This window comes from Saccharothrix sp. CB00851, assembly GCF_001905065.1.
Lineage (GTDB): Bacteria > Actinomycetota > Actinomycetes > Mycobacteriales > Pseudonocardiaceae > Actinosynnema.
In genome coordinates, this window is sequence record NZ_LWLC01000024.1 from 122,369 (window position 1) to 134,438 (window position 12,070).

The 12,070-nt window shown below is 70.2% G+C and carries 9 protein-coding genes; 8 read left to right on the forward strand and 1 reads right to left on the reverse strand.

The window, feature by feature from the left end; all coding sequences use genetic code 11:
• Positions 1 to 21: 21 nt before the first annotated feature.
• The 8 genes from sbnA (at position 22) to A6A25_RS24100 (ending at position 11,887) form a co-directional block, all read left to right on the forward strand.
• The gene (sbnA, locus tag A6A25_RS24065) at positions 22 to 990 is read left to right on the forward strand and encodes a 2,3-diaminopropionate biosynthesis protein SbnA (RefSeq protein ID WP_083668625.1); all 969 of its coding nucleotides are present in this window, start codon (positions 22 to 24) and stop codon (positions 988 to 990) included.
• The gene (sbnB, locus tag A6A25_RS24070) at positions 977 to 1,981 is read left to right on the forward strand and encodes a 2,3-diaminopropionate biosynthesis protein SbnB (RefSeq protein ID WP_073893468.1); all 1,005 of its coding nucleotides are present in this window, start codon (positions 977 to 979) and stop codon (positions 1,979 to 1,981) included. The genes sbnA and sbnB overlap by 14 nt, the downstream gene beginning before the upstream one ends.
• Before the next feature lie 5 nt (positions 1,982 to 1,986).
• Positions 1,987 to 3,627, forward strand: a complete 1,641-nt coding sequence (locus tag A6A25_RS24075; RefSeq protein ID WP_158073802.1) for an FAD/NAD(P)-binding protein — start codon at positions 1,987 to 1,989, stop codon at positions 3,625 to 3,627.
• Positions 3,628 to 3,717: 90 nt separating this feature from the next.
• The gene (locus tag A6A25_RS24080) at positions 3,718 to 5,286 is read left to right on the forward strand and encodes a carbamoyltransferase C-terminal domain-containing protein (protein ID WP_073893471.1); all 1,569 of its coding nucleotides are present in this window, start codon (positions 3,718 to 3,720) and stop codon (positions 5,284 to 5,286) included.
• A gap of 144 nt (positions 5,287 to 5,430) precedes the next feature.
• On the forward strand, positions 5,431 to 8,601 hold the full coding sequence (locus tag A6A25_RS24085) for a non-ribosomal peptide synthetase (RefSeq protein ID WP_073893473.1): 3,171 nt from the start codon (positions 5,431 to 5,433) through the stop codon (positions 8,599 to 8,601).
• Positions 8,594 to 9,382: a thioesterase domain-containing protein gene (locus tag A6A25_RS24090; protein WP_073893475.1), complete on the forward strand. Its 789-nt coding sequence runs from the start codon at positions 8,594 to 8,596 to the stop codon at positions 9,380 to 9,382. The genes A6A25_RS24085 and A6A25_RS24090 overlap by 8 nt, the downstream gene beginning before the upstream one ends.
• Before the next feature lie 10 nt (positions 9,383 to 9,392).
• On the forward strand, positions 9,393 to 10,694 hold the full coding sequence (locus A6A25_RS24095; protein ID WP_198932835.1) for an MFS transporter: 1,302 nt from the start codon (positions 9,393 to 9,395) through the stop codon (positions 10,692 to 10,694).
• On the forward strand, positions 10,691 to 11,887 hold the full coding sequence (locus tag A6A25_RS24100) for a benzoate/H(+) symporter BenE family transporter (RefSeq protein WP_073893476.1): 1,197 nt from the start codon (positions 10,691 to 10,693) through the stop codon (positions 11,885 to 11,887). Before A6A25_RS24095 ends, A6A25_RS24100 begins: the two co-directional genes overlap by 4 nt.
• A gap of 4 nt (positions 11,888 to 11,891) precedes the next feature.
• Here A6A25_RS24100 and A6A25_RS44225 read toward each other — a convergent pair whose 3' ends face one another.
• Positions 11,892 to 12,038 (reverse strand): hypothetical protein, encoded by a 147-nt coding sequence (locus tag A6A25_RS44225; RefSeq protein WP_158073803.1) that lies wholly within the window; start codon positions 12,036 to 12,038, stop codon positions 11,892 to 11,894.
• Between the last annotated feature and the right edge of the window lie 32 nt (positions 12,039 to 12,070).

Sequence of the window (12,070 nt, forward strand, 5' to 3'; positions counted from 1 at the left end):
ACAGATCGTGTCTATGACTTGGTGCGGGATGACGTCTTCTTACGAATATCCGGGTTGGGCGGTCTCAACCGCTTATACCTCAAGATCGAGGGCCTCAACACGGGCGGCTCGATCAAGCTCAAGACCGCCCGCGGCATCCTGGAGGGCGCGGAACTGTCCGGTGTGGACTTGAGCAAAGTGCGCATCATCGAGTCCACGTCAGGCAACCTCGGCGTCGCGCTGGCCGTGATCTGCGCCGCGGAGGGCTACCGCCTGACGTGCGTCACGGACCCGAACTCCAACGCGTCGGCCGTCGCGGTGATGCGGGCGTTGGGCGCCGAGGTCGTGGTGGTCCGGGAACGTGACGAGAACGGCGGGTTCCTCGGTTCCCGGATCAACTACATCCGCGAGCGGCTCAAACAAGAACCCGACCTGTTCTGGGTCAACCAGTACGCCAACCCGGACAACCCGCTGGCGCACGAGCGGACGACCGCGCCCGCCGTGCTGGACGAGTTCGAGCGGGTGGACCACCTGTTCGTGGGCGTCGGCACGGGTGGCACGTTGATGGGCGTCACGGACTACTTCCGGACGCACAGCCCGAAGACGCGGATCATCGCGGTCGACACGGTCGGCTCGGTGAACTTCGGCTCGGAGCCCAAGCGCCGGCTGATCCCGGGCCTGGGCACGAGCAGGCGGCCGGAACTGCTGTCGCCGGAGGCGCCCGACGAGGTCGTGCTGGTGCCCGAGGACGACACGGTGCGCGAGTGCCGGTGGCTGGCCCGCACGGCGGGTCTGCTCGCGGGCGGTTCGACCGGCACGGTGCTGGCGGCGATCCGCGGCCAGGCCGCCGAGATCTCGCCGGACGAGACGGTCGTGGCGATCTCGCCCGACCTCGGCGAGCGGTACCTGGACTCGATCTACAACGACGACTGGGTGATCGAGAACGGCCTCGGCCGGGCGCTCACTCCCGAACGGCCCCTGGAGGAGGGACAGCGCGATGTTCTCGTTTGAGGTCGTCCCGGGCAAGGTGGTCAAGGACATCCTCGACACCTCGATGCCCGACGTGGTGAACGTGGTCGAGGACGCCTACCTGCGTCACGACGACGGTCGCACGATCAACCCCGACAGCTACTTCCTAAGGTTCCCGGAGAAACCGGACGCGCGGATCATCGCGCTGCCCGCGTTCGCCGACCTCGCGCCGGGGCAGGTCGCCGGCATCAAGTGGATCTCCAGCTTCCCGGCGAACGTCCGGCAGGACGTGCCGCGCGCGTCGGCGGTGCTGATCCTCAACGACTACGACACCGGCTACCCGCGGGCGATGCTGGAAGCCGCGTCGATCAGCGCGGCCCGCACGGCGGCATCGGCGGCCGTGGCCGCGCGTGCGCTGGCGAAGCACGTTCCGGGCAACGGTGAGGTGGCCATCATCGGCGCGGGCGTGATCGCCCGGACGATCGTGCGCTACCTGGCCGCGGTCGGGTACCGGATCGACCGGTTGAGCGTGTTCGACCTGCACGCCGAGTCGGCGGACAACCTGGTCGCGCTGGCCAAGGACGAGCTCGGCGTCGCCGCGGTGCGGGTGGCGTCCGTGGACGAGGCGCTGGACGCGCAGACCGCGGTCACCGCGACGACCGCCGCCACACCGCACATCTCGCGCCCGGTCGCACCGGGCCAGGTCGTGCTGAACATCTCGCTGCGCGATTTCGCGCCGTCGGTGGTGCTGGGCGCGCAGAACTACTTCGACGACGTCGAGCACTGCATGAAGGCCAACACCTCGCCGCACCTGGCGGAGCAGGAGACCGGGAACCGGGACTTCGTCACCGGCACGATCGCCGACGTGGTGCGCGGCCGGGCGCTGCCCGACCCGTCGCGCGGTGTGCTGGTGTCGCCGTTCGGTCTCGGCGTGCTGGACCTCGCGGTCGGGCAGCACGTGCTGCTCGCCGCCCGAACCCAGGGGTTGGCGATCGAGGTGCCGGACTTCTTCGGCGAGACGCGGCGGTGGTGAACGACGTGCTGCGCATCGCGGTCATCGGAGTCGGCCCGCGCGGGCTGTCGGTCCTGGAGCGGGTGATCAGCCACACCCGCGCACCCGGGCCGCCGACGGAGTTGCTGCTGATCGAGCCCGGCGAGCTCGGCCTGGGCGTGCACGACGTCAAGCAGCCCGACTACCTGCTGCTGAACACGATCGCGTCGCAGCTGACCATCTTCTCCGACGAGCGGATGACGCCGGGTGCGCCGGTGACGCCGGGACCGAGCCTGTACGAGTGGTGCCTGGAGCACCACGGACCGGTGCGGTTCGACGAGTTCCTGTCGCGTCGGCTGCTCGGCGAGTACCTGCAGTGGGCGGTGCGGAACCTGCTCGACCGCGTACCGCCGCGGCTGACCGTGCGGCAGCTGCCGGTGGCGGTGCAGGACGTGCGGCCGGACGGCGACGGCGCGGTGGTGACCCTGGCCGACGGCTCGCGGCACCAGGTGGACGTGGCCGTGGTGACGACCGGTCACGGGCTGGCCGACCCCGCCCCGTTGACGGGTGGCGACCTGGTGGAGACGCCTTACCCGCTGCCCGTGCGGACCGACACCGTCGCGGAGGGTTCGACGGTCGCGCTGCTGGGCACCGGGCTGACCGCGATGGACGTCATCGCGGCGCTGACCGTCGGCCGCGGCGGCTCCTTCGACGGCGACGGCTACCGGCCCTCCGGTCGGGAACCGCGGATCGTGCTGACCAGTCGGGCCGGGGTGCTGCCACGCGCGCGTCCCCGGACCAGGCAGGACCGGGTGGCCGCACCCGCCGAGCACTTCACGCCGGCGGCGTTGGCGGCGCTGCGCGAGCACGTGCCGGGCGGCCTGCTCGACTTCCGGCGGGACGTGGAGCCGCTGATCCTCCGGGAGGCCGTCGGCCGCATGGGTTCGGCGACGCCGGAGCAGGTGGCCGTGGTCGAACGCGCCCTGTCACCCGTGCCGACGACGTGGGCGACCTACGAGGAGTACCGGGACGCGGTGCTGGGCGCCGCGCGGGCCGACCTGGCGGAGGCCGAACTGGGCTTGGGCGTGAGCCCGGTCAAGGAGGCGCTGGAGGTGCTGCGCGACCACCGGGAGAGCGTGCGCGCGGCGCTCGACCCGCCCGGTCTCACCGAGGACTCGCACCGGTACTTCATGGACGAGTACGTGCCGCTGGTCAACCGGGTGGTGATCGGTCCGCAGAAGGAACGGATCCAGGAGCTGTTCGCGCTGGTGAAGGCCGGTGTGGTCGCCCTGGGACCCGGTCCGCGGCCCCGGTTGGAGCGCCTCGGCGGGCGGTGGGCGCTCAGCTCGACCGGGCTCGCCGAGCCGCGCACCGTCGAGGTGGACCACGTGGTGCGCGCCAACCTGACCTGGCCGTCGCCGGACGGCCGCCTCGACCCCGTGGGCGTGGCGCTGCGGTCGTGGGCGGAGACCGGCCCGGACCGGTCCGCGCGCCTGGTGCTGGACCGGGACGGCTTCGTGATCCCGCGCGGCGGTGCGCCGCGGTCCGCCGTCGCCGTGTTCGGCCCGCCCGCCGAAGGGGCCAGCTACTACAACCACTACGTGCCGTCGCCGGGCGTGTGGTCCCGCGCGCTCACCGACCTCGACCGGGTACTGGGCCCCGCCCTCCGTGCCGACAGGAGCCGCTGACGCGTCACCTGTCCTGAATCCGTGGCCACGAAGCCCGCCGGGCACGGCCACTGCCCTCACGAACCGCAACGAGAAAGTGACACACGAACCATGCTGATCTTATCGCTCAAAGAGGGTCACGACGGCGGCATCACGGCCATCGAGGACGGCAAGCTGCTGTTCGCGCTGGAAGCGGAGAAGGACAACTACCCGCGCTACGACCGGCTGACCGGCGAGGTGATCGCGCGGGCCGCCGGGATGCTCGACCGGGCGCCCGACGTGGTCGCCCTCGGCGGCTGGGTCAAGGGCCTGCACTCGATCGAGCCGCAGACCCGCGCCGGTTACTTCGGCGTCGGGCCGGGGTCGATCCAGGACGAGGAGGGCACGTTCTTCGGCAAGAAGGTGCGCTACTTCTCCTCCACCCACGAGCGCTCCCACATCTACACGTCGCTGGGCATGGCACCGCGCCGCACCGGCCAGGCGTACTACTCGCTGGTGTGGGAAGGCAGCATCGGCGACTTCTACCGGGTCGACGAGAAGGGCAACGCCACCCACCTCAAGCACGTGCTGGCCGACCCGGGCAACAAGTACGCCTACCTGTTCGCCCTGGCCGACCCCGGCTTCCCGGTGGGCACGGGCCTGTTCCGCTACAACGACGCGGGCAAGCAGATGGCGCTGACCGGCTTCGCCGAGGACGGCCCGATGACGGCCGAGGAGAAGGAGACCATCGAGTTCATCCTCCGGCAGGAGCAGATCATCCTGAACCTGTCCAAGGACAAGATGTCCTGGTCGCACATCTACAACAAGGGCGTCGACTCGCAGGAGTACCGCAACACCGCGGCGAAGCACTCGCAGGCGATCTTCAACCTGTTCTACGACTACGCGGCCGAGCACATGAAGGAGGGTCTGCCGCTGCTCATCTCCGGCGGCTGCGGCCTGAACTGCGACTGGAACGCCCAGTGGCGGGAGAGCGGCCTGTTCGAGTCGGTGTTCGTGCCGCCGTGCCCGAACGACAGCGGCTCGGCCCTGGGCACCGGCATCGACGCCCAGTGGCACTACACCGGTGACGCCACCATCGAGTGGTCGGTGTACGCGGGCGAGGACTTCGTGGAGGACGTCGCGCCCGACGCGGCGAAGTACGAGGTCCGCCCGCTGGTGCACGCCGACGTGGCGCGTTACATCGAGCAGGGCAACATCATCGGCTGGGCCCGCGGCCGCTACGAGATGGGTCCCCGCGCGCTGGGCAACCGCTCGATCCTCGCGGCGCCGTTCACCGAGGAGACGACGGTCCGCCTGAACACCATCAAGCGCCGCGAGGGCTACCGGCCGATCGCGCCGATCGCGCTGGAGGAAGACGCGCACAAGTGGTTCGCGGGCTCGGTGGTCGACCCGTACATGTTGTACTTCAACCGGGTGACGACGGACCGGCTCAAGGCCATCACGCACGTCGACGGCAGCGCCCGCACCCAGACCGTGACCCGCGAGCGCAACCCGCACATCGTCGACCTGCTGGAAGCGTTCCGCGACCTCACCGGCTTCAGCGTCCTGTGCAACACGTCGCTGAACAACAACGGCCGCGGCTTCATCAACCGCACGAGCGACCTGATCGCGTACGGCGAGAAGCACGGCTTGGACGGTTACGTGATCAACGACACGTTCGTCACCCCACGGCGGGGCTGAACCACCCGTTCGGCTCCCGCGGCGGTGGCAAGTTCGGGCAAGATCGTAGCCACCCGGCGACTGCCTGTAAGGCCCGTGCCGCGTCCGACCCCGGGCGCGGCACGGCGCACGCCGCATGAACCTGCAAGGAGAGAAGTACCCGACATGACCACGTCCACGTCCACGCACGCCGAAACCCGGTCGCCGCTGTCGTTCGGCCAGGAGCAGCTCTGGTTCCTCGACCAGCTCACACCCGGGCTGACGACCTACAACATCCTGCTCGCGGCCCGGCTGCGAGGACCGCTGGACGTGCCGGTGCTGCACCGGTGCCTGAACCTCGTGGTCGAGCGCCACGAGGCGTTACGCGTCACCATCCACAACTCCGAGGGCACGCCGTACCAGGTCGTGGCGCCGCCGTCGGAGGTGGCGCTGGAGGTGGTGGAGCGACCGGGGCTGGACGAGGCCGCGCGGGACGAGGTGATCGCCGAGGCGCTGCGGGAGCTGTCCACCAGCCCGTTCGACCTGGAGAAGGGCCCGCTGTACCGGTACCGGGTGCTGGCGTTCGCGCCGGACGACCACGTGCTGCTGCAGAACCTGCACCACATCATCACCGACGGCTGGTCGTCCGGGATCGTGAACTCGGAGCTGGCCATCGCCTACCGGGCGTTCATCGAGGGCCGTGAGCCCGAGTTCGCCACGCCGGGCTCGCTGTACACGCAGGCCGCACGGGTGCAGCGCGAGACCATGCAGGGCGAGACCCTGGAAGAAGAGCTCGCGTTCTGGGAGGACAAGCTCAAGGACCTCCCGACGCTGGAGTTCCCCACCGACCGCCCGCGACCGCCCGCGCCGACCAAGTGGGCCGACTCGATCACCAAGCACCTGCCGGACGAGCTGCTGGTCTCGGCCCGCGCGCTGGCCGAAGAGCACGGCGTGTCGCTGTACATGGTGCTGGTGTCCGCGCTGAACGTGGTGCTCAGCCGCTACAGCGGCCAGGAGGACATCCCGATCGGCGTGCCGATGCTCGGCCGCGTCGACCCGGACGCCGAGGACGTCGTCGGCCTGTTCGTGAACATGGTGGTGCTGCGGTCGGACGTGTCGGGCGACCCGACGTTCGCCGAGCTGCTCCAGCGCACCATGGAGGCCAACTTCGACCTGTACGAGCACCAGGAAGTGCCGTTCCACCTGATCGTGGACCGGGTGCAGCCGGTGCGCGTCCCGGGCCGCAACCCGCTGTTCCAGGTGTCGATGCAGCTGCTGGGCGACGCGAACTCGGGTGGTGCGATCGACCTGCCCGGCATCACCGCCGAGCCGATCTCGCTGGCGTCCACCGGGTCGCGGTTCGACATGGCGATCGACTTCGTGGAGTCCGGCGACTCGCTGCGCGCGGTCGTCGAGTACTCGACGGACCTGTTCGACCAGTGGCGGATCGAGGCGCTGCTGGACCACATCGGCACGGTCGTGACGGCCGCGGCGCGCGACTCGTCGCTGACGCTGTCGCAGCTGCCCGTGGTGACGGAGGCCGAGCGGGCCGAGCTGCTGGCGCTGGGCCACGGTGAGGAGGCCGAGTACTCGGAGCTGCCGCTGCACGTGGCGTTCGAGCAGGTCGCCGCCGCCACGCCGGACGCGGTCGCGGTGGTGTGCCGGGGCGTGGAGATGACCTACGGCGAGCTGAACCGGCGCGGTGACCTGCTGGCGCGGCACCTGCGCGGGCTGGGCGTGACGCACGAACGCGTGGTGGCCGTGGTCATCGACCGCGACCTGGACGCCTACGTGGCGATGCTCGGCGTGCTCAAGGCCGGTGGCGCGTTCGCGATGATGGACCCGAAGGTGCCGACCAACCGCCTCGACTTCATGATCCGCGACACCGGGGCACCGGTCGTGATCAGCCGGTCGCCGCTGGCGTCCGTGCTGCCCGAGGGCGGCGAGTGGGCCACCGTGCTCATCGACACCGACTGGCCGACGATCGAGGAGATCGACGCCTCGGCGCCGCTGGAGGAGTGGACGACCCGCGAGTCGCTGGCCTACGTGCTGTACACCTCGGGCTCGACCGGCACGCCGAAGGGCGTCATGATCGCGCACCGCGCGGTGTCGTTCTTCTGCGAGGCGTACAAGCGGACGTTCGACTTCGGCCCGCAGGACCGGCTGCTGCAGCTGCCCGCGCTGAACTTCGACATGTCGCAGGGTGAGATCTGGACGGCGTTCCTGGTCGGCGGCCGGGTGGTGGCCGTCTCGCCGGACGACGCCCAGTCGCCGGAGGCGCTGACCGCGCTGCTGCGCGAGCAGAAGGTCACCTACGCCGGTCTGCCGCCCGCCATGCAGTCGGTGATGGAACCCGAGCCGTACCCGGACCTGAAGTACGTCATGGGCGGCGCGGAAGTCCTGCCGCCCGAGCTGGTCAACAAGTGGAACCTGCCCGGCCGCAAGTACCTCAACCTGTACGGCCCGACCGAGTGCGCGATCGGCCAGACCGAGTACCACGTCGAGCAGAAGGAGTGGAAGACGCCGCCGCCCATCGGCCGTCCCCAGCTCAACCGGCAGGTCTACATCGTCGACCGGTTCGACAACCTGGTGCCCAAGGGCGTCAACGGCGAGCTGCTGATCGGCGGCGCCGAGGGCGGCCTGGCGCGCGGCTACCTCAACCAGCCGGAGATGACCGCCGAGAAGTTCATCACCGACCCGTTCGACCCGAGCAGCAAGGTCTACCGCAGCGGTGACCTGGTGCGGTGGAGCGAGGACGGCCAGATCGAGTTCCTCGGCCGCATCGACAACCAGGTGAAGCTGCGCGGCCTGCGCATCGAGCTCGGCGAGATCGAGACGGCGTTGCAGGCGCACCCGGGCGTGCTGCGGGCCGTCGTGCTCATGCGGCCGGACAAGCGCGGCGAGAACCGCCTCGTCGGCTACTACACGTCGGTCGCCGAGCCGCCGTCGGTGGAGGCGCTGCGCGAGCACCTGGCCGAGTCGCTGCCGGACTACATGGTGCCGACGGCGTGGGTCGCCCTGGACAAGTTCCCGATGAACAACGACGGTTGGAAGATCAACCGCAACGCGCTGCCGGACCCGGTCGAGGACACCGACCGCGACTTCGCCGCACCGACCACCCCGACCGAGATCGAGGTGGCCAGGTGCTTCGCCGAGGTGCTCGGCGTCGAGCGGATCGGCGTCAACGACAGCATCTTCGACACCGGCGGCAACTCGTTGCAGGCCCTGCGGCTGGCGAGCCGGATCAACAAGACGTTCAAGATCCGCATCACCGTCCGGCTGCTGTACGGCAACGCGACCGTGGGCGCCATCGCGCAGACCGTGGACGAGATGGTGAAGGCGAAGGCGAATGGCTGACCTGGAGCGGATCGTGCCGCTGAACACCGGCGGCGACCTGCCGCCGCTGTTCTGCGTGCACGCGGTGTCGGGCTCGGCGTACGCGTACTCCGGGCTCTCCCGCCTGCTCGGCGACCGACCGGTCTACGGCTTCGAGGCACCGGGGTTCGACAACGACCGCACCCCGGTGCCGTCGTTGCCCGCCCTCGCCGAGGAGTACGTCGAGATCCTGCGCGAGTTCCAGCCCGAGGGGCCGTACCGGCTCCTGGGCTGGTCCCTCGGCGGGCTGGTGGCGTTCGAGATGGCGAAGCGGCTGGGCTCGGACGTGGAGCTGCTGTTCCTGGTGGACGCGGGCATGCCGATCGTGATGGACCTCCCGCCCGAGCGGGAGACCCTGGTGCGGTACATCCGCGACATGGCGGGCAGCTCGGACCAGTCGCCGCCCGGCCTGGACGAGCTCGCCGCGGGCTGGCCGGAGGACCCGGACCCGGAGACGGTGTTCGAGCAGGTCGAGGCGGCGGGCATCCTGCCCGAGGAGATCGACGCCTACGTGCTCGGCGACCAGTACGCGGTGTTCCACGCGCTGCTGGAGGCGTTCTACTCCATCGAGGTCACCGGCACGCACACCGGACCGTCCGTGCACGTCCTGGCGGAGCGCTCCCCCGCCGAGGACATGCGCTGGGGACGGCTGCTGCCCGACCTGGTCGAGCACACCGTCCCCGACAGCACCCACCACTCGATCTGGACCGGTGACGCCCTCGCTGAGCTGGCCCGGCTCGTCCGCAAGCACCTCGGCGACTAGGAAGACGTCCGTGTCCATCACCGATCCCGAGCACCAGACCGCCGAACCCGCGAAAAAAGAGAAGAGCCTCTGGCACAACGGGGACTTCCTGAAGTTCTGGGTCGGCGAGACGGTCTCGCTGCTCGGCACCCAGGTCACCATCCTGGCCCTGCCGCTGACCGCCATCACCGCGCTGAACGCCACCGACACCCAGGTCGGCGTGCTGCGGTTCGTCCAGCTCGCCCCTTACCTGGGGCTGGCGCTGCTGCTCGGGATCTGGGTGGATCGGGTGCGCCGGCGGCAGGTGATGCTGTGGACGAACATCGCCCGGATGGTGCTGATCGGCCTCATCCCGCTGCTGTACGTGCTGGACCTGCTGTCCATCCCGGCGCTGCTGGTCATCGCGTGCTTCATCGGCGTGGCTTCGGTGCTGTTCGACCTCAGCTGGATGTCGTACGTGCCGACGCTGGTGAAGAAGCCGGAGCACTACGTCGAGGCGAGCGCCAAGATGGGCATCAGCTCGTCCACGGCGGACGTCGCGGGTCCCGGTATCGCCGGCCTGGTCGTGGCGTGGCTGACCGCGCCCGTCGCACTGGCCGTGCAGACCGGCACGTACCTCGTGTCGGTCGTCTCGCTGCTGCTGATCCGCACCGAGGAGCCCAAGCCGCCCAGGCCGGAGCAGCGGCACGCGTTGCGCGAGCTGAAGGAGGGCGTGGTCTGGGTGTTCGGCAAGCCGCTGCTGCGGTGGCTGGCCATCATCGGGTTCTGCTGCAACTTCTCGATGATCACCACCTGGACCATGTTCCTGCTTTACGGCACCCGCACGCTCGGGCTCGACTCCACGACGTTGGGCCTGATCTTCGGCACGGCGTCGGTCGGTGGCCTGATCGGGGCCATCGTGTCCCGGCGGGTCGTCGGGCGGTTCCCCATCGGCCCGACGTACTTCATCGCCCAGAGCGGCCTGCTCCTCGGGCCGCTGCTGATCGTGCTGGCGGGCGGGCCGACGCCGGTGATGATCGGCATGTTCATCGCCTCGTTCTTCACCACGTACCTGGGGCTGGGCATCGCGGGTGTGATCATCGTGTCGGTGCGGCAGACGTTGACACCGCAGTCGATGATGGGCCGCATGACGGCGTCGTTCCGCACGCTGCTGTTCGGCGGCGGCGCGCTCGGCGGGTTGGTCGCGGGCCTGCTCGCCGACGCCATCGGCGCGCGCAACGCGCTGGTCGTGGCGGCGATCGGGTCCGCGTTCGTGGTCGTCGGCCTGATCATCTCGCCGGTCAGCAGGCTGCGCGAGATGCCGGAGCCGGTGGCCGAGCCGACCGCGGCATGAGCGCGGAGGTCTCCAGCGACCGGGGGCGGCGGCACTTCCTGCGGGACGTGTCGCTGCCCTCGGTCGTGGCCGGTCTGCTCGCGGTCGTCGTGTCGTACTCGGGGCCGATGGTGATCGTCCTGGCCGCCGCCAAGGCCGGTCACCTCACCCCGGGCCAGACCACGTCGTGGGTGTGGGCGGTGTCGATCGGCAGCGGGTTGACGTGCGTGCTGCTGAGCCTGTGGACCAGGACACCGGTGGTGACGGCGTTCTCCACACCGGGCGCCGCCCTTCTGGTGTCCACTTTGGACGACCACCCGTACGGCGCCGCGATCGGCGCGTTCGTGCTGGCGGGGATCGCGACGGCGGCGGTCGGCTTCTCCGGGCTGTTCGGCAGGATCATGGCCGTCATCCCGGCACCGATCGTGTCCGGTGTGCTGGCGGGCATCCTGTTCGCCTTCGGCGTGGACGCCTTCCGCAACCTCGGCGTCGCGCCACTGGTCGTCGGCGCGGTCATCGTCGGCTACCTGGTGGTCAAGCGCTTCAGCGCCCGGTACGCCGTCCTGGGCGCCCTGGCCCTCGGCGTGCCGGCGGCACTGGCCACCGGAACCCGCCTGTCGTCGGTCTCGCTGGAGTGGGCGCGCCCGGAGTGGACCACACCGCAGTTCACCGCGGCGTCCGCGATCGGCATCGGCATCCCGCTGCTGGTGGTGACGCTGGCCTCCCAGAACGCACCGGGCCTGGGCGTGCTCCGGACCTCGGGCTACCCCACCCCCGACCGCCTCCTCATCGGCACCACGGGCATCGCCTCCACCCTGCTGGCCCCGTTCGGCTCGCACGCCATCAACCTGGCCGCCATCACCGCCGCCATCTGCACCGGCGAGGAAGCCCACCCCGATCCCCGCCGCCGCTACCCGGCGGCCGTGGCGTGCGGCGTGTTCTACCTGGTGGTGGGCGCCTTCGGGGCCACCCTGCTGAGCGTCTTCCTCACCTTGCCCGCCCCACTGATCGCCGCCGTGGCCGGCGTCGCACTCCTGGGCTCGCTCGGCACGGCCATCACCGACACGACCTCGCTCAACTCGCACCGCGAAGGCGCCCTCATCGCCTTCCTCGTGACCGCGTCCGGCGTGACCCTGTTCGGCATCGGCTCGGCCTTCTGGGGCCTCCTCTTCGGCACCGCGGCCCACTTCGCCGTGACCCGGCGAAAGCCCTGACGCGTCAGGTCGTCGGAAGGGCCGACTCGGTCACGACGCCGACCAGCACCGACACGACCGCCAGCACGATCACCAGCACGACCAGCGCGCCCAGCGTGACGGACACGGTGAACGCGCCGACCCGCCAGCGGCGGTAAGGGAGTTGTTGCACGGCGGTACCTTTCTCGGTCAGGGCCTGTTTCA